The organism is Streptomyces sp. bgisy159, assembly GCF_965341775.1.
Classification (GTDB): Bacteria; Actinomycetota; Actinomycetes; order Streptomycetales; family Streptomycetaceae; genus Streptomyces.
This window is the reverse complement of sequence record NZ_CBDQZH010000022.1, coordinates 56,420-77,427: the sequence shown is the minus strand read 5'-3', so window position 1 is coordinate 77,427 and position 21,008 is coordinate 56,420. Positions and strand designations below refer to the sequence as shown.

General features: G+C 72.7%; 17 protein-coding genes. 3 read left to right on the top strand and 14 right to left on the bottom strand.

Going from position 1 to position 21,008, the window contains the following annotated elements; all coding sequences use genetic code 11:
- Window positions 1-79: 79 nt before the first annotated feature.
- The 5 genes from ACSLTV_RS21555 to ACSLTV_RS21535 form a co-directional block, all read right to left on the bottom strand.
- The gene (locus ACSLTV_RS21555) at window positions 80-1,069 is read right to left on the bottom strand and encodes an adenosine deaminase (RefSeq protein WP_432137477.1); all 990 of its coding nucleotides are present in this window, start codon (window positions 1,067-1,069) and stop codon (window positions 80-82) included.
- Between the two features lie 20 nt (window positions 1,070-1,089).
- Window positions 1,090-1,995, bottom strand: a complete 906-nt coding sequence (locus ACSLTV_RS21550) for a ribonuclease Z (protein ID WP_432137476.1) — start codon at window positions 1,993-1,995, stop codon at window positions 1,090-1,092.
- A 5-nt stretch (window positions 1,996-2,000) separates the two neighbouring features.
- Complete coding sequence (locus tag ACSLTV_RS21545) at window positions 2,001-2,354, bottom strand: histidine triad nucleotide-binding protein (protein WP_432137475.1); 354 nt, start codon at window positions 2,352-2,354, stop codon at window positions 2,001-2,003.
- Between the two features lie 115 nt (window positions 2,355-2,469).
- Window positions 2,470-5,670, bottom strand: a complete 3,201-nt coding sequence (locus tag ACSLTV_RS21540) for a S41 family peptidase (RefSeq protein ID WP_435612672.1) — start codon at window positions 5,668-5,670, stop codon at window positions 2,470-2,472.
- Window positions 5,671-5,752: 82 nt separating this feature from the next.
- Window positions 5,753-6,292, bottom strand: coding sequence for a hypothetical protein (locus ACSLTV_RS21535; RefSeq protein ID WP_432137473.1), 540 nt, complete (start codon window positions 6,290-6,292; stop codon window positions 5,753-5,755).
- Between the two features lie 100 nt (window positions 6,293-6,392).
- Here ACSLTV_RS21535 and ACSLTV_RS21530 point away from each other — a divergent pair, with 100 nt between their 5' ends.
- Window positions 6,393-6,785, top strand: coding sequence for a hypothetical protein (locus ACSLTV_RS21530; protein WP_435612671.1), 393 nt, complete (start codon window positions 6,393-6,395; stop codon window positions 6,783-6,785).
- A 217-nt stretch (window positions 6,786-7,002) separates the two neighbouring features.
- Here ACSLTV_RS21530 and ACSLTV_RS21525 read toward each other — a convergent pair whose 3' ends face one another.
- From ACSLTV_RS21525 to hrcA, 4 genes are all read right to left on the bottom strand, one after another.
- Window positions 7,003-7,752: a 16S rRNA (uracil(1498)-N(3))-methyltransferase gene (locus ACSLTV_RS21525; protein WP_432157136.1), complete on the bottom strand. Its 750-nt coding sequence runs from the start codon at window positions 7,750-7,752 to the stop codon at window positions 7,003-7,005.
- Complete coding sequence (locus ACSLTV_RS21520; RefSeq protein WP_435612670.1) at window positions 7,749-8,825, bottom strand: nitronate monooxygenase; 1,077 nt, start codon at window positions 8,823-8,825, stop codon at window positions 7,749-7,751. Before ACSLTV_RS21520 ends, ACSLTV_RS21525 begins: the two co-directional genes overlap by 4 nt.
- A gap of 77 nt (window positions 8,826-8,902) precedes the next feature.
- A complete protein-coding gene (gene dnaJ / locus ACSLTV_RS21515; protein WP_432137469.1) occupies window positions 8,903-10,039 on the bottom strand; it encodes a molecular chaperone DnaJ in 1,137 nt (378 codons plus the stop codon).
- Window positions 10,040-11,056 carry a heat-inducible transcriptional repressor HrcA gene (hrcA, locus tag ACSLTV_RS21510; protein WP_432137468.1) on the bottom strand — a complete coding sequence of 339 codons (1,017 nt, stop codon included), beginning with the start codon at window positions 11,054-11,056 and terminating at the stop codon, window positions 10,040-10,042.
- A gap of 154 nt (window positions 11,057-11,210) precedes the next feature.
- On the opposite strand from hrcA, the gene ACSLTV_RS21505 reads away from it, so the two are divergent.
- Both ACSLTV_RS21505 and ACSLTV_RS21500 read left to right on the top strand, forming a co-directional pair.
- Entirely contained in the window at window positions 11,211-11,930 is a 720-nt protein-coding gene (locus ACSLTV_RS21505; RefSeq protein WP_432137467.1) for an MBL fold metallo-hydrolase, read from the top strand.
- A 34-nt stretch (window positions 11,931-11,964) separates the two neighbouring features.
- Window positions 11,965-12,789, top strand: a complete 825-nt coding sequence (locus ACSLTV_RS21500) for a DUF3097 domain-containing protein (protein WP_432137466.1) — start codon at window positions 11,965-11,967, stop codon at window positions 12,787-12,789.
- Here the strand turns inward: ACSLTV_RS21500 and ACSLTV_RS21495 are convergent.
- The 5 genes from ACSLTV_RS21495 to lepA form a co-directional block, all read right to left on the bottom strand.
- Window positions 12,758-13,336: a Uma2 family endonuclease gene (locus ACSLTV_RS21495; RefSeq protein ID WP_432137465.1), complete on the bottom strand. Its 579-nt coding sequence runs from the start codon at window positions 13,334-13,336 to the stop codon at window positions 12,758-12,760. The two genes, ACSLTV_RS21500 and ACSLTV_RS21495, sit on opposite strands and share 32 nt — an antisense overlap.
- A gap of 100 nt (window positions 13,337-13,436) precedes the next feature.
- On the bottom strand, window positions 13,437-14,669 hold the full coding sequence (gene hemW, locus ACSLTV_RS21490; RefSeq protein ID WP_432137464.1) for a radical SAM family heme chaperone HemW: 1,233 nt from the start codon (window positions 14,667-14,669) through the stop codon (window positions 13,437-13,439).
- A 27-nt stretch (window positions 14,670-14,696) separates the two neighbouring features.
- Complete coding sequence (locus tag ACSLTV_RS21485) at window positions 14,697-16,643, bottom strand: SpoIIE family protein phosphatase (RefSeq protein WP_435612669.1); 1,947 nt, start codon at window positions 16,641-16,643, stop codon at window positions 14,697-14,699.
- A 164-nt stretch (window positions 16,644-16,807) separates the two neighbouring features.
- The gene (locus ACSLTV_RS21480) at window positions 16,808-18,682 is read right to left on the bottom strand and encodes an AMP-dependent synthetase/ligase (protein WP_432137462.1); all 1,875 of its coding nucleotides are present in this window, start codon (window positions 18,680-18,682) and stop codon (window positions 16,808-16,810) included.
- Window positions 18,683-19,014: 332 nt separating this feature from the next.
- A complete protein-coding gene (lepA, locus tag ACSLTV_RS21475) occupies window positions 19,015-20,883 on the bottom strand; it encodes a translation elongation factor 4 (RefSeq protein WP_432137461.1) in 1,869 nt (622 codons plus the stop codon).
- Between the last annotated feature and the right edge of the window lie 125 nt (window positions 20,884-21,008).

The following is a 21,008-nucleotide window of genomic DNA, read 5'->3' as shown; positions in this document are numbered from 1 at the left end:
TAGACGTCGTCCATATATGAGTATGGCGATCTCGTCGCCGCGACGGAACCCCCGGGCCGGCCGGCGTGGGGGGGTGTGGTCAGAACCGGTGGGCCGCCACCTCCGCGAGGTACCGCGCCCGCCGCTCCTCGTCGTCGTCCAGGAAGGCGGCGAGGAAGGAGTTGCGGGCCAGTTCGCGCAGCCGCTCCTCGTCGAGCCCCAGGGTGCGGTGCACGGCGTCGAAGGTGTCGCCGACGTAGCCGCCGAAGTAGGCGGGGTCGTCGGAGTTCACCGTGCACAGCAGACCCGCGTCGAGCATGGCGGGCAGCGGGTGGCCGGCGAGCGTGTCGACGGCGCGCAGCCGGACGTTGGACAGCGGGCACACCGTCAGCGGGACGCGCTCGCGCACCAGCCGGTCCACCAGCGCCGGGTCCTCCAGGCAGCGCAGGCCGTGGTCGATCCGCTCGACGCCGAGCACGTCCAGGGCCTCGGTGATGTACTGCGGGGGTCCCTCCTCCCCGGCGTGCGCCACGCGCCGCAGCCCGAGCGCGGCCGCCGCCTCGTACACCGCGCGGAACTTCGCCGGCGGGTGCCCGACCTCGGCGGAGTCGAGGCCGACCCCGGTGATCCGGTCGAGGTACGGCCGGGCGGCGTCCAGGGTGGCGAGCGCCGATTCGGCCGGCTGGTCGCGCAGGAAGCACATGATGAGCCGGGTGGAGACCCCGTGGTTCTCCTCGCTGCGGCCCAGCGCCCGCCACAGCCCCTCGACGACCGTGCCGAGGCCGACGCCGCGCTGGGTGTGGGCCTGCGGGTCGAAGAAGATCTCCGCGTGCCGGACGCCCTGTTCGGCGGCGCGGGCCAGGTAGGCGTCGGCGAGGTCGGCGAAGTCCCGCTCGGTGCGCAGCACGGTCATCAGCTCGTAGTACAGGTCCAGGAAGGACTGGAGGTCGTCGAAGTCGTAGGCGCGGCGCACGGCGTCGGTGTCGGCGTACGGCAGCGTCACCCCGTTGCGCTCGGCCAGGGTGAACGCCAGCTCGGGCTCCAGGGTGCCTTCGATATGGAGGTGCAGTTCCGCTTTGGGTAGGACCATCAACGCATCGTACGGCCGTTTCACCTGCGTTTCGGAACCGGCACCCGGAGCAGATCGCGCGCCACGGTCAGCTCGCCCTCGAACCCGGCGGCCCGGGCCTGCCGCTCGAACTCCTCGGGCTCGGAGTAGCGCTGGCTGAAGTGGGTGAGCACCAGGTGCCGTACGCCCGCGTCGCGGGCCGCGGCGGCCGCCTGACCGGCGGTCAGATGGCCGTGCTCCACGGCGAGGTCGGTGTCCTCGTCGAGGAAGGTGGACTCGATGACCAGCATGTCGCAGCCCTCGGCGAGGGCGTGCACCCCGTCGCACAGCCGGGTGTCCATGACGAACGCGAACCGCTGTCCGCGCCGGGTCTCGCTGACGGCCTCCAGGGGGACCCCGCCCAGCGAGCCCTCGCGCTGGATACGGCCCACGTCGGGGCCCTGGATGCCGTGCGCGGCGAGCCGGTCGGGCAGCATCCGGCGGCCGTCGGGCTCGACCAGCCGGTAGCCGTAGCTTTCGACGGGGTGGGAGAGCCGGTGCGCTTCGAGGGTGTAGGCGCCCGTCTCGGCGATCACGCCGTCGGCGGCAACCGGGGCCTCGGTGACCCCGACGGTCTCCCGGTAGGCGGTGGCGTACCGCAGCCGGTCGAAGAAACGCTGCCCCGAGCGGGGGTAGTGGGCGGTGACCGGGTGCGGGACCTGGTCGAGGTTGACGCGCTGGATGACGCCGGCCAGGCCCAGGCTGTGGTCGCCGTGGAAGTGGGTGACGCAGATCCGGTTCAGGTCGTGCGCGGCCACCCCGGCGCGCACCATCTGGCGCTGGGTGCCCTCGCCCGGGTCGAACAGGATGCCCTCGCCGTCCCAGCGCAACAGGTAGCCGTTGTGGTTGCGGTGCCGGGTGGGGACCTGGCTGGCGGTGCCGAGGACGACGAGTTCGCGGACGGACATCGCGGTTATCCGGGGGGCCAGTTCAGGCCACGGCCGCCGAGGACGTGGGCATGGGCGTGCCAGACGGTCTGGCCTGCGCCGGCGCCGGTGTTGAAGACGACGCGGTAGCTCTCCAGCTTGTCCTCGTCGGCCACGGCCTGCGTCTCGCGCAGGACGTCGGCGGCGAGTTCCGGTGCGGCGGCGGCGAGGGCGGCGGCGTCCCGGTGGTGGGCCTTCGGGATCACCAGGACGTGGGTGGGCGCCTGCGGGTTGATGTCCCGGAAGGCGACGGTCGTCTCGGTCTCCCGCACGATCGTCGCCGGGATGTGTCCCGCCACGATCCTGCAGAACAGGCAGTCGTCCTGCGGCTCCCCTGCCATACGTTTCCTCCGGTGGGTTCAGCGGAATATGGGGCATCGTATCGTCGCCGGTCCCGGCCGACCGCCGCCGCTCGCGCGGTTCCCCGCGCCCCGGGGCGGGCCGGCCCGGCCGCGGTCAGGGCAGGGCCGGGGGTACTTTCGCGGGGTGCTCGTCGAGCGCCGCCAGTGCAAGGCGGACGGCCTCGTCGAGCTGCGCATCCGTGCCGGCCGCGTGGTCCTGGGGCCGCTGGACCACCTCGACGTCCGGGTCCACCCCGTGGTTCTCGACGCCCCAGCCGTAACCCTCCAGCCAGATGGGGTACTTGGGCTGGGTCACCAGCGTCCCGTCCACGAGCCGGTACCGGCTGTCGATCCCGATCGTCCCGCCCCAGGTCCGCGTCCCGACCACCGGGCCGATGCCGAGCGCCTTGATCGCCGCGTTGACGATGTCGCCGTCCGACCCGGAGAACTCGTTGGCGACCGCGACGACGGGCCCGCGCGGAGCGTCCTCCGGATAGCTGAACGGCCGCATCCCGCGCGGCACGTCCCAGCCGATGATCCGCCGGGCCAGCTTCTCGACGACGAGCTGCGAGGTGTGCCCGCCGCGGTTCTCGCGGACGTCGACGACCAGGCCCTCCCGGGCCACCTCGACGCGCAGGTCGCGGTGGATCTGCGCCCACCCGAACGCCTGCATGTCCGGCACGTGCAGATAGCCCAGCCGGCCCGCCGACCGCTCGTGCACATGGGCCCGCCGGTCCGCGACCCACGCGTGGTAGCGCAGCGCCTCCTCGTCCGCGAGCGGTACGACGACCGCGTGCCGGAGCTCGCCCCCGCCGGCCGGGGAGACCGTCAGCTCGACCGCCTTGCCCGCCGTACCGACGAGGAGCGGTCCGGGCCCGGTCACGGGGTCGACCGGACGCCCCCCTACGGCGACGATCGCGTCACCGGTCCGCACCGCGACGCCGGGTGCGGTGAGCGGGGAGCGGGCCTGCGGGTCGGAGGTCTCCGAGGGCAGGATCCGGTCGATGCGCCAGGTGCCGTCCTCGTGGCGGGAGAGGTCCGCGCCGAGCAGCCCCTGCCGGGGTCCGCCGCCGTACCCGCCGCCGGGCATCACGTAGGCGTGGGAGGTGCCCAGCTCGCCGTGCACCTCCCACAGCAGGTCGACCAGGTCGTGGTGGGTGGCGACCCGGTCCAGCACCGGCCGGTAGCGGTCGAGGACGCCGTCCCAGTCGACACCGCCGAGGTCGGCGCGCCAGAAGTTGTCCCGCATGATGCGGCCGTTCTCGTCGAACATCTGCCGCCACTCGGCGGCCGGGTCGAGGGTCTGCCGGATCCGTCCGAGGTCGACGCTGAGGTTGGAGTCGCTGTCCTCGTCGCCGGAGGCGCGCCGGTCGCTGGGGACGACCTTGAGCTTGTCGTCGGTCCACAGCAGCAGCCGCTTGCCGTCGCCGCTGACCTCGAAGTCGTCGGCGTCACCGGCGAGATGCTCGACGCGCTGCTGGAGGAGGTCGTAGCGCTGCAGCTCGGTGTCCGGGCCGGGGTCCTCGGGGGTGGCCCGGGAGGCGCCGAGGACGCCGCTGACGGGGTGGCGCAGCCAGAGCACACCGTCCTTGGCGGCGCGCAGCCCGGAGTAGCGCCCGGCCTCCACCGGGAACGGCACTATGCGCTCGGCGAGCCCCTCCAGGTCGATCCTGGTGGTCCGGGTGCCCTCGCTGTCCGGGGTCTCGTCCTTGTCGGGCGCGTCCACGGGCCGCCCGTGGCGCTGCGGCCCGAACGGGGACGGCGTGGTGGCGGCCAGGGTGATCAGGTGGGGACGGGCGGCGACGACGAAGGACAGGTCGAAGGCGTGCTGGTCGTAGACCGGGTCGAAGGCGCGGGTGGACAGGAAGGCGAGGTGTTTGCCGTCGAGGGTGAAGGCGGGCGCGTAGTCGCGGAAGCGCAGCGGGGTGGCCTCGGTGACCGACAGGTCGGTGGTGTTGGCCAGCTTGAGCTGGCTGAGCGGGCGCGGCCCGGGGTGGGACCAGGCCAGCCACGCCGAGTCGGGTGAGAAGACCAGGTCGCTCACGTCGCCGTCCTCGCTGCGGTCGACCTCACGGACCTCGCCGGTCTCCCGTTCGACGAGGAGGAGCCGTCCGTCGTGCGCGGCGACGGCGGCCCGGCTGCCGTCGGGTGCCATGGCCAGCTCCAGCACCCGGCCGAGGCGTCCGGCGCCCAGCCGGCGCGGAGTGGCGCCGGGGGCGAGGCCGGTGGCCGGCGCGAACTCCAGGGCGTCCTCGCCCTCGGCGTCCGTCACCCACACGGCCCACTCCTCGCCGTCGGCGCGGAAGGTGCGTGGCAGCCGGGCCCGTACGCCGGGCTCGGCGGCGAGCGCGCGGGCGGGCCCGTTGCGGTGGGTGACCCAGTGGACGGCGCCGCGCACCTCGACGGCGCTGCCCCGCGCGGTGTGGTCGGGGGCGGCGCCGCCCAGCCAGCGGGCGGCGGTGATCTGGCGGGGGCGGCGGTCGACGCGCTGTCCGCCGAGCCGGATGTCGAGCCGGCGCGGCTCGGCGCCGTCGAGGTCGTCGAGGATCCACAGCTCACCGGCCGAGCAGTAGACGACCCGGGTGCCGTCGCCGGCCGCGTGGCGGGCGTAGAAGCCTCCCCCGAGGGGGGTGTGGCGGCGCAGGTCGGAGCCGTCGGCGAGGGAGGAGTACAGGGCGCCGGTGCCCTCGTGGTCGGAGAGGAACGCCAGGCGGTCGCCGGCCCACACCGGGCACTCCAGGTTGCCGTCCAGGTCCTCGTGCAGCCGGACGAACTCGCCGGTGCCGTCCCGGTCGATCCACAACTTGCCGGCCATGCCGCCCCGGTAGCGCTTCCAGTGGGCGGCCTCCCGGCTGGCCGCGGACTGCAGCACGGTGTGCGGACCGTAGGCGATGTCGCCGACCGGCCCGTACGGCAGCGTGGTGGCGGGTCCACCGTCCAGCGGGACGGCGCGCGCCCAGCTGCGGCGCAGCGTCGCCTGGTCGTGGGTGCTGAGCGCGAGGACGTGGCCGTCGGGGGTCCAGCCGCGCACCCGGGTGTACCAACTGCCCCAGTGCGTCAGGCGGGTGGAGGGCCCGCCGTCGACGGGGGCGATGTGCACCTCGGGGCCGCCGTCGCGGGTGGAGGCCCAGGCGACGGTGGCGCCGTCGGGCGAGATACGGGGGCTCGACACGGGGACGTTGTCGGCGCTGACCCGCCAGGCGCGACCGCCGTCGAGCGGCGCGAGCCACACGTCGTCCTCGGCGGTGAAGGTCACCAAGTCGCCGTGCGGGTGGGGGAACCGGAGGTATGCGGCGGTCGTCGAGGACTGTGTCACCCGATCAACCCTATGCACCCGTCCGGCCTTCGGACAGGGGTTTCGATCACTTGGCGCGGCAGCGTGGTGGCCGCCGGGCCGGTCACTTGCCCTGGACGGGGCAGCGCGGATCACCCGGGCACCACACGGTGGTGGTGACGGTGACGGTGGGACGCCCCGGGTCGTTCGGCCGCCCGGTGCCCGGGGGTTCGACCGGGGAGGGGCTGCGGGAGCCGCAGTCGCCGAGACCGCTCACCTTGAACAGCTGCCGGTCGCCCACCTCGGCGGTGAGGTCACCGCGCACACAGGCCCCGTCGACGGCACGGGTGACCCGTCCCTTGACGGTGATGTCCTTGCCGTCGCCGGTCCGGCCCTCGCAGTCCACGGAGGCGATGCCCCGCTCGCCGGCCGAAGCCGTCGCGTCCCCGCCGTCGCCGTACCGCGCGGTGCAGGTCAACCACTGCACCTTCACGTGGTGTTGCTCGATCTCGTGGGTGGCGGCCCGGTCGGTGGTGTACGCCACGGAGGCCGCGCCGAGCCCGCCGCCCGGCTCACAGGCGACGGCCCCGCCGACGCCCAGCACCACCACACCCGCCGCGCCGGCCAGCCGTACCCCGCGCGTCCGTCTGCGAAGCGCCCTCATGCACGGCAGCCTGCCACGGGTGTTCCCGGCCCGGAAGACGACATGCGGCCACGCGCCGCGACGCGGAAGGGACTTTCCCGCCAGGCCCTAGCGTGGCCCCATGCGGAAGAAGAGCAGTCTGCGCCGGCTCACCGTGGCCCCGGACACCGTCTGTCTGTGGTCGCTGCGCCACCGGCACACCGACGGTGAGGCCTGCCGGGACGTACTCACGCTGATCCTGGACGGAGTGCGCACCCGGCTGGTGTTCGTCACCGGTGAGGGGCGGGCGGTGGGCGGGGGGTATCTGCCGTCGGGCCTCGCGGTGGACGAGGAGGGGCGGTACCTCAATCTCCATGAGCCTGGCGTCGTCGCGGCGTTCGTCGACGAGGCGGCCCGGCGCGGGCTGCTCGCCGAGGGCGGGGCGTACGACGGCTGGGAGTTGTTCGAGGCAGTCGCGGTCAGCCGCGCGGCACCCCCTCCCGCGGTTCCGCCGGATTCCCCTGCGGGTCGCTGAGGCCGGGCGCGGCGCGCGCGGCCGGTCGTTGAGGCCGGGCGCCGCGTGCGCGGCCCGTCGTTGACGGGCGACGCGCACCCGACCGTCGGCGGAGCCGCGCGGCAGGGGCACAGCGGGCGGTGGCCCCGGCAGGCGGTGGCCCCGGCGGGGCAGGGGTCCCGGCGGACGGTGGTCCCCGCACGGCAGGGGCCCCGGCACGGCAGAGGTCCGCGCCGGTTCAGGACCAGCGTCCGGTGCGGCCGAGCAGCAGGGCGGCGGCGGCCGTGCCGGCCGTCGAGGTGCGCAGGACGCTGGGGCCCAGCCGGTACGGGTGGGCCCCGGCCTGGGCGAACAGCGCCAGCTCCTCCGGCGCGACACCCCCTTCGGGCCCGACGACCAGCACGATGTCGCCGTCGGCGGGCAGTGCGGCGGTCGCCAGGGGCTGCTCGCCGCTCTCGTGCAGGACGGCGGCGAAGTCCGCGTCGGCGAGCAGCGCCGCGACCTGCTTGGTGGTGGCCGCGTCGGCGACCTCGGGAAAGCGCACCCGGCGTGCCTGCTTGCCCGCCTCGCGGGCGGTGGCCCGCCACTTCCCGAGCGCCTTCAGCCCGCGCTCGCCCTTCCACTGGGTGATGCAGCGCGAGGCGGCCCACGGCACGATGGCGTCGACGCCGACCTCGGTCATGGTCTCGACGGCGAGTTCGCCGCGGTCGCCCTTGGGCAGGGCCTGGACGACGGTGAGCCGGGGCCGCGGCGGCGGCTCCTCGTCGATGCTCGCCAGGTCCATGACGACCAGGCGGTCCTTGCCCTCGGCGGCCTTGACGACACCCTGCGCCCAGTGGCCCTGCCCGTCGGTGAGAACGACGTCCTCGCCGGGCCTGAGCCGCTTGACGGAGACGGCGTGCCGCCCCTCGGGCCCGTCGAGGACGTACTCCCCTCCGGGCAGGTCCGACGGGCGCAGGGTCTCGACCACGAAGACGGGTGCCGTCATCGTTCCTCCTCGTAGTACGACAACGCTGTCCGGGCCGCGGCGAGTTCGTCCGCCAGCACCTCGACCAGCCGCCCGGCGGGCAGGTCGCGGGCCATCCGGTGGCCCTGGCCCGCCCACAGCGCCATGCCCTGCGGGTCGTCCGCCTTGGCGGCGGCCTTCCGCAGCGGCGCGGTGAGGTGGTGGACCTCCGGGTAGGCGGCGGGCGCGTACGGGCCGTGCTCGCGCACGAACCGGTTGACCAGGGAGCGCGCCAGGCGCCCGGAGAAGGCCCGGGTCAGTTCGGTCCGGGTGAACAGGGGGTTGGTCAGCGCCTGCTTGTGCGCCGGGGCGGCGCCGGACTCGGGGGTGGCGAGGAACGCGGTGCCCAGCTGGGCGGCGCTCGCGCCGGCGGCGAGGACGGCGGCGATCTGGCTGCCCCGCATGATGCCGCCGGCGGCGACGAGGGGCAGCCGGACGGTCTCCCGGACCTGGGCGAGCAGGGCGAGCAGCCCGATGCCGGCGCCGTCGTTCTCGGGGAGGTCCCGGTGGGTGCCCTGGTGGCCGCCGGCCTCCACGCCCTGCACGATCACCGCGTCGGCGCCGGCCCGCTCCACGGCGAGGGCCTCCTCGGCGGTGGTGGCGCTCACCAGGGTGACGGTGCCGGCGCGGCGCAGCGCGGCCAGCGCCTCGGGGCTCGGCACGCCGAAGTGGAAGGAGGCCACCGGCACCGGGTCGTCGAGCAGGACGGCCAGCTTGGCGTCGTAGCCGTCGTCCCGTCCGCTGTCCGGGTCGCCCAGCCCGGTCTCGTACCAGCCGGCCTCGCCGGCGAGCTGGTGGGCGTAGAGCTCCAGTGACCCGGTCTCGGCGAACTCCGGCTGGGGCACGAAGAGGTTCACGCCGAAGGGCCTGCCGGTGAGTCCTCGCAGCCGCTTGATCTCCTGGTACATGCCGTCGGCCGTCTTGTACCCGGCCGCCAGGAACCCCAGTCCGCCCGCCTCACTGACAGCGGCGGCGAGCGGAGGCACGGAGACACCGCCCGCCATCGGTGCCTGCACGATCGGCAGGGGGAACAGATCGGTCAGTGCGGAGGACATGACGGCATGTTGTCACGTCCTCCGGACAACACCGAACCCGGGCTTCCGATGGCGTGGTCCACTGGTCGCGAGCCGCCTCAGCGGCCGTTGAAGGCGTCCTTCAGCCGCGAGAACAGCCCCTGCTGACCGGGCTGGAACTGCCCCTGGGGGCGTTCCTCGCCGCGCAGTTTCGCCAGTTCGCGCAGCAGGCGCTCCTGCTCGGGGTCGAGCTTGGTCGGGGTCTGCACCTCGACGTGGACGATGAGGTCGCCGCGCCCGCCGCCCCGCAGATGGGTGACGCCCCGGTTGTGCAGCGGGATCGACTGGCCGGACTGGGTGCCGGGCCGGATGTCGACCTCCTCCATGCCGTCCAGGGTCTCCAGCGGCACCTTGGTGCCGAGGGCGGCCGCGGTCATCGGGATGGTCACCGTGCAGTGCAGATCGTCGCCGCGCCGCTGGAAGGTCGAGTGGGGCAGCTCGTGGATCTCGACGTACAGGTCGCCGGCGGGACCGCCGCCGGGGCCGACCTCGCCCTCGCCGGCCAGCTGGATCCGGGTGCCGTTGTCGACACCGGCCGGGATCTTGACCGTGAGGGTGCGGCGGGAGCGTACCCGGCCGTCGCCCGCGCACTCGGGGCACGGCGTCGGCACGACGGTGCCGAAGCCCTGGCACTGGGGGCAGGGGCGGGAGGTCATGACCTGGCCCAGGAAGGACCGGGTCACCTGGGACACCTCGCCGCGGCCGCGGCACATGTCACACGTCTGGGCGGAGGTGCCGGGCGCCGCGCCCTCGCCGCTGCACGTGGTGCAGACGATCGCCGTGTCGACCTGGATGTCCTTGGTGGTGCCGAAGGCCGCCTCGTCGAGGTCGACCTCCAGCCGGATCATCGCGTCCTGGCCGCGCCGCGTCCGCGACCTCGGGCCGCGCTGCGACGCCGTGCCGAAGAACGCGTCCATGATGTCCGAGAAGTTGCCGAAGCCGCCGGCGCCGAAGCCGCCCGCGCCGCCTCCGCCGGCCTGCGAGAGCGGGTCGCCGCCGAGGTCGTAGACCTGCTTCTTCTGCGGGTCCGAGAGCACCTCGTAGGCGGCGTTGATCTCCTTGAACCGCTCCTGGGTCTTCGGATCGGGGTTGACGTCCGGATGCAGCTCGCGAGCGAGCCGCCGGAACGCCTTCTTGATCTCATCCTGCGACGCGTCGCGGCGCACGCCGAGAACGGCGTAGTAGTCCGTGGCCACTTACGACTCCGCCAGGATCTGTCCGACGTACCGTGCCACTGCGCGTACCGCTCCCATCGTTCCCGGGTAGTCCATGCGGGTCGGTCCGACCACGCCGAGCTTGGCAACCGCCTCGCCGCCCGAACCGTAGCCCACCGACACCACCGAGGTGGAGTTGAGTCCCTCGTAGGCGTTCTCGTGCCCGATGCGCACGGTCATGCCCGAATCCCCCGCCTCGCCCAGCAGCTTCAGGAGGACGACCTGCTCCTCCAGCGCTTCCAGGACGGGTCGGATGGTGAGGGGAAAGTCATGTCCGAAGCGGGTCAGATTGGCGGTTCCGCCGATCATCAGCCGCTCTTCGTTCTCCTCGACGAGGGTCTCCAGCAGGGTGGAGAGCACCGCCGAGACAGTGCTGCGGTCCTCCGCCTCGAAGGCGTCGGGCAGGTCCTCCACGAGACGCGGCACGTCCGTGAAGCGGCGGCCGGCGACCCGGCTGTTCAGCCGCGCCCGCAGATCCGCCAGGGACGCCTCGCCGAACGGCGCCGGGCAGTCGATCACCCGCTGCTCGACCCGGCCGGTGTCGGTGATGAGGACCAGCATCAGCCGTGCGGGGGCCAGCGCCAGCAGTTCCACGTGCCGCACCGTGGACCGGCTGAGCGACGGGTACTGCACGACGGCGACCTGCCGGGTCAGCTGCGCGAGCAGCCGCACGGTGCGCGCCACGACGTCGTCGAGGTCGACGGCGCCGTCGAGGAAGTTCTGGATCGCCCGCCGCTCGGGACCGGTCATCGGCTTGACGCCGGCCAATTTGTCGACGAACAGCCGGTAGCCCTTGTCGGTGGGGATCCGCCCGGCGCTGGTGTGCGGCTGGGCGATGTACCCCTCGTCCTCCAGGGCGGCCATGTCGTTGCGGACCGTGGCCGGGGAGACGCCGAGGTTGTGGCGCTCGGTCAGCGCCTTGGAACCGACCGGCTCCTCGGTGCCCACGTAGTCCTGGACGATGGCACGCAGCACCTGGAGCCTTCGTTCACTCAGCATCGCGCGCACACCTCCAGCGGTCGCTGTCCCTTGACGTCTCGCCTGGCACTCTTCGCGGGTGAGTGCCAGCGTTCCCCGGCCCAGTGTACGGCGGTGGGGTGCGCACTGGGCAAGGTCGGTCCCCTCGTACGGGTCTTACGGATAGCGTCCCGGTATGACGGTGACTTGGGAAGAGCTGGGCTGGGAACGCCTCGCGGCCGGGGTGGGGCGGTGCCGGCTCCCGGTCTGGGACTGCACGGCGGGGCTGGTCGTCGGGGCGGACGCGGCGCTGCTGATCGACCCGGGGGCCAGCCTGGCCGAGGGGGCGCGGCTGCGGTACGAGGCGGAGGAACTCGCCGGCCGTCGTGTGACCCATATCGCGCTGACGCACCCCCACTTCGATCATGTGCTCGGGGCGGCCGCGTTCGCGGGCGCGGAGGTGTTCGGGGCGGTCGGGGTGGACGCGGTGCTGGCGCACGCCGAGGAACTGCGCTCGGACGCGGTGCGGCAGGGGCTGGACCCGGCGCTGGCCGAGGAGGCCGCCGACGCCGTGGTCCGGCCCCGGCATCTGGTGTCCGGCGAGTGGACGCTGGGCCTGGGGGGCGACTGCCAGGTGCTGCTGGCGAACGTGGGGCCCGGGCACACCGCGCACGACCTGGCGGTGCTGGTCCCCGGCGAGCGGGAGGTGGTGTTCTGCGGCGACCTGGTCGAGGAGTCCGGTGAGCCGCAGGCCGGGCCGGACGCGCTGCCGGGGCAGTGGCCGGCCGCGCTGGACCGGCTGCTGAAACTGGGCGGTGAGGACGCGGTGTACGTGCCGGGTCACGGGGCGGTGGTGGACGCGGCGTTCGTCCGGGCGCAGCGGGACGCGCTCGCGACTCGTTTCGGCGTGTCCTGAGCGCCGGCCGCCGGCTTCTCCTATCGTCGTCCGAATGCGCCAGTACGCCTCCGATCTCACTCCCCCGTGGAAGAAGCAGCAGCCCGTCCCCGAGGTCCCGGCGGAGCCGGGCCTGGTGGTGGAGGAGCCCGGGACCGGTTTCTGCGGCGCGGTGATCCGCTGCGAGGCGGGCACGGTGACCCTGGAGGACCGCTTCGGCAAGCACCGGGTGTTCCCACTGGAGCCACGCGGGTTCCTGCTGGAGGGGCGGGCGGTGACGCTCGTGCGGCCGCCGTCCGCGGCGCCGGCCCGTCCCGCCCGCACCGCGTCCGGCTCGGTGGCCGTCCCCGGCGCCCGCGCCCGGGTGGCCCGCGCCGGCCGCATCTACGTGGAGGGGCGCCACGACGCCGAGCTGGTCGAGAAGGTGTGGGGCGATGACCTGCGCGTCGAGGGCGTGGTCGTGGAGTACCTGGAGGGCGTGGACGACCTCCCGTCGATCGTGGCCGAGTTCGCCCCCGGCCCGGACGCCCGCCTCGGTGTGCTGGTGGACCACTTGGTGCCGGGTTCGAAGGAGTGGCGCATCGCGCGGTCGGTGACGAGCGAGCACGCGCTGGTGGTGGGCCACCCGTACATCGACATCTGGGAGGCGGTGAAGCCGTCGGCCGTGGGGATCCCGGGCTGGCCGAAGGTGCCGCACGGCCAGGACTGGAAGACGGGGGTGTGCCGGGCGCTGGGGTGGCCGTCCGGCAACACGGGCGCGGTGTGGCAGGCGATCCTGAAGAGGGTCGGCTCCTACAAGGACCTGGAGCCGGAGCTGCTGGGGAGGGTGGAGGAACTGATCGACTTCGTCACGGCAGCCGGTGACGCCGAACCCCGGTGAAGGTTCCGAACTCGCTCGTGTCCAGTTCCACACCGAGCAGTTCGAGCAACACGGGGTCACCGAACTTCGTGATCCACTGCCCGCGATAGTCGGCTTGATCTCCGTCGCCGATGGGGTCGGTGAGGAGAACGCAGTGAGCCATGATCGGGTCGATGATCAGGTAGGCAGGGATTCTGCCTGCTGCGTAGATAGATCGCTTGATCCCGTAGTCCCGGTCGACGCTCGTCTTCGAGACCACCTCGACCACCAATGTGACCATCTGGGACGGCACGAGGTTCCCTGAGTCCGGAGCCACACCACGTTCCAGTACCACGAGGTCCGGAATGGGCTCGCTGGCCTCGTCGATGATGTCCAGGTCCGTCGTCTGGAGTCGTTCCCAGGGCTTGCGCGGAATCTGGTCCTGCACGTCCGCCACGATCCGGTTGTGCACCAGATCGAGAGCAGCCATCATCACGATTTCCCCCCGGAGAAGCTCGACCCTGACGCCCTCGGGAGGCTCAAGCTCCTCGAAGTACTTGGTCATCCCACGCTCGTCCACAGCGGTCATCTCCGTGGCCCTCCACATCCGCCGCGTACTTTTGGCGGCAGCCTACGAACCAGGTTAGGGATCGAACCGGCGCTCCGCACTGATTCACTCACCCGAGTGATCAGTCCACGAGGTCCCGTACCACCGCGTCCGCCAGCAGCCGCCCCCGCAGGGTCAGCACGGCCCGCCCCTCCTCGTACGGACCGCTCTCCAGCAGCCCTTCGTCCAGTGCCCGCCGCGCGGCCGCGAGGCCCGCCTCGCGCAGCAGGTCCAGCGGGGCTCCCTCCCGCAGCCGCAGTTCCAGCAGGACGCGTTCGACGCGGCGGTCCTCCGCCGAGAGCAGTTCGCGGCCCGCCCCGGGCGACCGTCCGGCGGCCAGCGCCGCCGCGTACGCCCCCGGGTGCTTCACGTTCCACCAGCGCACCCCGCCCACGTGCGAGTGCGCGCCGGGGCCCGCGCCCCACCAGTCGGCGCCGCGCCAGTACAGCTCGTTGTGGAGGCAGCGGGCCGGTTCGGAGGTGGCCCAGTTGGAGACCTCGTACCAGTCGTAGCCCGCCGCCGACAGCACGGACTCCGCGAGCAGATAGCGGTCGGCGTGGACGTCGTCGTCGGTCGCCGGTATCTCGCCGCGCCGGATCCGTCGGGCCAGCTGGGTGCCCTCCTCGACGATCAGCGCGTACGCCGAGATGTGGTCCGGGCCGGCGCCGAGCGCCGCCTCCAGAGACTCCCGCCAGTCGTCGTCGCTCTCCCCCGGGGTGCCGTAGATCAGGTCGAGATTGACGTGCTCGAAACCCGCCGCCCGCGCCTCCACGACGCATGCCTCGGGCCGCCCCGGCGTGTGCGTGCGGTCGAGCACCCGCAGCACGTGCCGCTTGGCGCTCTGCATGCCGAAGGAGACGCGGTTGAAGCCGCCCTCGCGGAGCGCGGCCAGGTACGACGGGTCGACCGACTCGGGGTTCGCCTCCGTGGTGATCTCCGCGTCGGGCGCCAGGCCGAACTCCTCGCGGATCGCCCCCAGCATCCGCACGAGGTCGCCGGCGGCCAGCAGCGTCGGCGTCCCGCCGCCCACGAACACCGTGCGGACCTCGCGCGGGTCGTCGCCGAGGACCTTGCGGGCGAGGCGGACCTCGTCGATCAGGGTGTCGGCGTAGTTGTCCCGGGAGGCGAGGACACCGCCGGTACCGCGCAGCTCGGTCGCGGTGTAGGTGTTGAAGTCGCAGTAGCCGCAGCGGGTCGCGCAGTACGGGACGTGCAGGTAGAAGCCGAGAGGCCGGTCGGCGGACCCGGCGAGCGCGGTCGCGGGCAGCGCGCCGTCGGCGGGGACGGGCTCGCCGTCGGGGAGTGCGGAGGGCATGCGTTCCATTGTCCCGCACGCGGCCGGCTACCGGGTCGCGGGCGTCCGCTCGGCCTGGAGCACCAGCAGGGCGAGGTCGTCCTCCGGCGGGCGCCGCCCGAAGTCGTGCACCAGGCTCCGGATCCGCTCGGCGATCCGGTCGGCGTCGAGGCCCGCGCAGGCGGCGAGCGCGTGGGCGAGGCCGTCGCCGTCGTCGAACTGACGCGAGCCGCAGCGCCGCTCGGTGACGCCGTCGGTGACGCACAGCAGGCTGTCGCCGGGCCGCAGCAGCACGCTCTCGCTGGTGTACGTCACGTCCTCGACGACGCCGAGCAGGGTCTGCGGCCGGGCCGCGGTACGGACCTCGCCGTCCGGCCCGAGGATCAGCGGCAGGGGGTGGCCGGCGGAGGCGAGGGTGCAGCGGACGCCGCCGTCCGCGAACGGCACGAGTTCGCCGTACAGCAGCGACAGGAAGCGCGTCTGCGGCCCGTCCTCGGGGCCGGCGGGGCCGACGAACGCCCGGGCCGCCGCGTCCGCCGCCTCGGTCGCGTCGTCGAGGAGCAACTGGTTGAGGCGGTCGAGGACGTCGGCGACGCGGTAGCCCTCGCGGGCCAGCAGCCGCAGCCAGGGCCGGGCCAGGCCGATCACCACGGCGGCCTCGGGGCCCTTGCCCTGGACGTCGCCGACCGCGAAGCACCAGCGGCCGTCGCCGGCCGGGAACAGGTCGTAGAAGTCGCCGCTGGGCCCGCCCCGCTCGCACGGCTCGTAGACGAGCGCGCTGCGCACCCCGGGGATCTCGGCGACCGCGCCGGGCAGCAGGCCGCGCTGCAGGACGGCGCTGATGGTGGCCTGCCGGGCGTACTGGCGGGCGGCGCCGACGGCGAGCGCGACCCGGCGGCCGAGGTCCTCGACGAGCCCGGTGACCTCGTCGGGGAAGCGCAGCAGTCCGGCCCGCCCGATGACCAGCGTGCCCAGCGGCCGGCCGCCCGCGATCAGCCGGTACGACAGTGCCGCGCCACGCGCGCCGAGCGCCTCGCCGGGCCACGGGTAGGTGTCCGGGCCGGAGCGGGGCGGCTCGGTGAGCGGCGGCGGGTCCTTCTCCAGGGCGCGGCGCAGCTCCTCCAGGTGGCGTTCGTCGCCGTGCCAGACGCGGGCCAGGCGCTGCCAGTCGGCGCCGGCCGCCTCGCCCCAGGAGACGCGCCCGGGCACCTCGTCCTCCAGCCAGACCGCGCACCAGTCGGCCAGGCGCGGAACCAGGAGCTGACCGGTGAGCGAGGCGACCAGGTCCTCGTCGAGCTGCCCGGCGAGCAGGTCGGACGCCTCGGCGAGGAAGGACAGCGCTCCCCGGTTGAGCCACTCCCGGTCCCGTCCGGAGGCGGGCGGCTCGGCAACGGGCGTACCGGGGCCGGCGAGGCCGAGGGGGTCCGGGTCGGGTGCCAGGCCGGCCAGGGGATCGTCGTCCGGGGGTTCCTCGCCGGCGTGCCCGGCGACCAGCCGCGCCCACACCGTCTTGACGCCCGAGCGGTAGGTGACGCCCCAGGACTCGGTGAGCAGGGTGATCAGCCGCAGCCCGCGCCCGTACTCCGGTGCCTCGCGGCGTGGGGTGCTCCAGGGATGCGCGGGGTCGCTCTGGCGCGGGGTGCGCGCCGGGTGGTGGTCGGACACCTCCACCACCAGGGCGCGCGCCTCACCGGTCGCGGTCCCGTCGCTCTCCTCGACGCGGCAGCCGACCTCGATGTCCGTTCCGGCGTGCACGACGGCGTTGGTGACCAGTTCGCTGACGACCAGCACCGCGTCCTCCGCGAGCTGCTCCGGGACCGTCAGCCCGAGCCCGGCCCACTCCCGCAGCGCGTCGGTCAGCAGGCCGCGGGCGGCCCCCGGCGCGAGCGAGCTGCCGGGGAGCGCCGTGCGCGCCGTCCAGGATCCGCGGGCGTGCGCGACGGACGGCTCCCCGGCGTGGGACCCGCTCTCCCGCTGGGTCGGTACGGCCCCCATGGACGGCTCCCCGGAACGGCTGGATCGACAACGCCTCGAACAGCCGCCAGGGTGACAGACCGAACCCGTTCCTAAGCACCGAGTTACAGAAGTAGACCGAAGTCGAACGTTTCGCCGCCGGGTCCGTCCGGAACTCCGAGGGCCTGTGCGCGAAAGAACCGGCCCTACGCCTCGCGCGACCCCTCGTACATCTCGTCGATCAGGTGCTTGTACTCCCGCTCCACGACGGGCCGCTTCAGCTTCAGGCTCGGGGTGATCTCACCGTGCTCCACGTCGAGGTCCCGCGGCAGCAGCCGGAACTTCTTGATCGTCTGCCAGCGCTGGAGTCCCTGGTTGAGGTGGTCCACGTATCCCTGGACGAGGGCGACCGTCTCCGGGGCGGCGACGACCTCCGCGTACGCCTTGCCCGCCATCCCGTTCTCCTCGGCCCACGCCAGGATGGCGATCTCGTCCAGCGCGATCAGGGCCGTGCAGAAGTTCCGGTCGGCGCCGTGCACCAGGATGTTGGAGACGTACGGGCACACCGCCTTGAACTGCCCCTCCACCTCGGCGGGCGCGATGTACTTGCCGCCGGACGTCTTGATGAGGTCCTTCTTGCGGTCGGTGATGCGCAGGTACCCGTCGGGAGACAGCTCGCCGATGTCGCCCGTGTGGAACCAGCCGTCGGGCTCCAGCACCTCGGCGGTCTTGTCGGGCAGCTTGTGGTAGCCCTGCATGATGCCGGGGCCGCGCAGCAGGATCTCGCCGTCGTCCGCGATGCGCACCTCGGTGCCGGGCAGCGGCTTGCCGACCGTGCCGGTGCGGTAGGCCTCACCCGGGTTGACGAAGGAGGCGGCGGAGGACTCCGTGAGGCCGTAGCCCTCCAGGATGTGGATGCCGGCGCCGGAGAAGAAGTACCCGATCTCGGGGGCGAGCGCGGCGGAGCCCGAGATGCACGCGCGCAGCCGGCCGCCGAACGCCTCGCGGATCTTCGCGTAGACCAGCACGTCGGCGACCTTGTGCTTGGCTCCGAGGCCGAAGGGCACGGACATGGTGCCGGTGCGCCGGAAGGTGTCCTGCGCGACCTTGGCGTACTCGCGGGCGACCTCCGCGGCCCACTGGAAGATCTTGTACTTGGCCCCGCCTGCGCCCCGGGCCTTGGCGGCGACCCCGTTGTACACCTTCTCGAAGATGCGCGGGACGGCCGCCATGTAGGTCGGCTGGACGACCGGCAGATTCTCGATGATCTTGTCGACCCGGCCGTCGACGGCGGTGACGTGCCCGACCTCGATCTGGCCGGAGGTGAGGACCTTGCCGAAGACGTGGGCGAGCGGCAGCCACAGGTACTGCACGTCGTCCGGTCCGAGCAGGCCGGTGGCGGCGATCGCCTTCGCCATGTACGACCAGTTGTCGTGCGGCAGGCGCACGCCCTTGGGGCGGCCGGTGGTGCCGGAGGTGTAGATGAGGGTGGCGAGCTGCTCGGAGGTGAGCGCCCCGACCCGCTCCTTGATCAGCTCGGGTTCCGTCGCCAGCCGGGCGGCGCCGCGCTTCTCCAGCTCGTCCAGGCCGAGGATCCAGTCGCCGGTCTCCACGCCCTCGGAGTCGATGACGACCACGTGGGTGAGGTCGGGCAGCTCGCCGCGCTTGTCGACCGCCTTGGCGAGCTGGTCGGCGTTCTCGGCGATCAGCACCCGGCTCTCGGAGTCGGAGAGGATGAAGGCCGACTCCTCGGCGTTGGTCTGCGGGTAGATCGTGGTGGTGGCCGCGCCCGCGCACATGATGCCGAGGTCGACCAGGATCCACTCCAGACGCGTGGAGGAGGCCAGCGCGACGCGCTGCTCGGGCTCGATGCCGAGGTCGACGAGGCCGGCGGCGATGGCGTAGACCCGGTCGGCGGCCTGCGCCCAGCTGAGCGACTTCCACTCGTCGGGGCCTTCGCCGGAGGCCGCCGGCACCGGGTAGCGGTAGGCCTCGGCGTCCGGCGTGGCCGCCACCCGCTCCAGGAAGAGGCCCGCGACGGACGGCGGACGGTTCTCGATCAGGGTCTGTGTGTCGCTCACGACATCCTCCGGGGCCCGCGACGGTGCGGCTGGCTCAGTGCGGCTGGGTTCACTCACGGGTCGTTGTAGTGCGGTCACTCACGGCTCGATGCGTTCACGCACGGCTCGCTGCGGTCATCCACATCCGCTGCGTCACGCTCGCGCCGTTGTTTAACTCACGAGTAACTATCGAGCAGGGATCAGAGTAGAGCCCGACCGGCCGGTTCGTAAGGGCCCGCGCCCTGTCACTTCCCACAGAGAGTGCCACGTCGAGGCCCGAGGGGCCCGCCGCGCTCTCGCGCGACGGACCCCCCGTTGCCCGGTTCACACCGCCTGCCACCGGTAACCCGCGGTTACTTCTTGCTCTTGGCCGACCCCGAGCCGTCATCGCTGGAGAGCACCGCGATGAAGGCCTCCTGCGGAACCTCCACGGAACCCACCATCTTCATCCGCTTCTTGCCTTCCTTCTGCTTCTCCAGCAGCTTGCGCTTACGGGAGATGTCACCGCCGTAGCACTTGGCGAGGACGTCCTTGCGGATGGCGCGAATGGTCTCGCGGGCGATGACCCGGGAGCCGATGGCGGCCTGCACCGGCACCTCGAAGTTCTGCCGCGGGATCAGCTCCTTGAGCTTGGCGACGAGCCGCACGCCGTACGCGTACGCCTGGTCCTTGTGGGTGATCGCCGAGAAGGCGTCCACCTTGTCGCCGTGCAGCAGGATGTCGACCTTGACCAGGCTGCTGCTCTGTTCGCCCGTGGGTTCGTAGTCCAGGGAGGCGTATCCGCGGGTCTTGGACTTCAGCTGGTCGAAGAAGTCGAAGACGATCTCCGCGAGGGGCAGGGTGTAGCGGATCTCCACCCGGTCCTCGGAGAGGTAGTCCATGCCGAGCAGGGTGCCGCGCCGGGTCTGGCACAGCTCCATGATCGCGCCGATGAACTCGGTCGGCGCGAGGATGGTCGCCCGCACGACCGGCTCGAACACCTCGTCGATCTTGCCCTCGGGGAACTCGCTCGGGTTGGTGACGGTGACCTCGCTGCCGTCCTCCATGATCACGCGGTAGACCACGTTGGGGGCGGTGGCGATGAGGTCGAGCCCGAACTCGCGCTCCAGCCGCTCGCGGATCACGTCGAGGTGGAGCAGCCCCAGGAAGCCCACGCGGAAACCGAAGCCGAGAGCCGCGGAGGTCTCCGGCTCGTAGACCAGCGCGGCGTCGTTGAGCTGCAGCTTGTCCAGGGCCTCGCGCAGCTCGGGGTAGTCCGAGCCGTCCAGGGGGTAGAGCCCGGAGAAGACCATGGGCTTCGGGTCCTTGTAGCCGCCGAGCGGCTCGGTGGCGCCCTTGTGCTGGCTGGTGACGGTGTCACCGACCTTGGACTGGCGCACGTCCTTCACACCGGTGATCAGATAGCCCACCTCGCCGACGCCGAGGCCGTCGGCCGGCAACATCTCGGGCGAGTTGGTGCCGATCTCCAGCAGCTCGTGCGTGGCGCCCGTCGACATCATCCGGATCCGCTCACGCCTGTTGAGCTGACCGTCGATGACCCGGACGTACGTCACGACGCCCCGGTACGAGTCGTACACGGAGTCGAAGATCATCGCGCGGGCGGGGGCGTCCTTGACGCCGACCGGGGCCGGGATCTCCTTGACGACCTTGTCGAGCAGCGCCTCCACGCCCAGGCCCGTCTTGGCCGAGACCTTGAGCACGTCGGACGGGTCGCAGCCGACCAGGTTGGCCAGCTCCTCGGCGAACTTCTCGGGCTGCGCGGCCGGCAGGTCGATCTTGTTCAGTACCGGGATGATCGTGAGGTCGTTCTCCATCGCCAGGTAGAGGTTGGCGAGGGTCTGGGCCTCGATGCCCTGGGCCGCGTCGACGAGGAGGATGGTCCCCTCGCAGGCGGCCAGCGACCGCGAGACCTCGTAGGTGAAGTCGACGTGCCCCGGGGTGTCGATCATGTTGAGGATGTGCGTGTTGCCCGGGTCGTTGGTCGGCGCCCAGGGCAGGCGCACGGCCTGGGACTTGATCGTGATGCCGCGCTCACGTTCGATGTCCATGCGGTCGAGGTACTGAGCACGCATCTGCCGCTGCTCGACCACGCCGGTCAGCTGGAGCATCCGGTCGGCGAGGGTGGACTTGCCGTGGTCGATGTGCGCGATGATGCAGAAGTTGCGGATCAGAGCCGGGTCGGTACGGCTCGGCTCGGGCACATTGTTAGGGGTCGCGGGCACGCAGGGTCCTGATTCTTGAGGTATCCGCAGGGCAGCGGCTCGGGTCGGATCGATACGTAGCTTCCATGGTCCCACGGGTGGGAAGCGGCAGCCGGTTTGGGCCACTCCGAGGGCCGCTGGTAGTG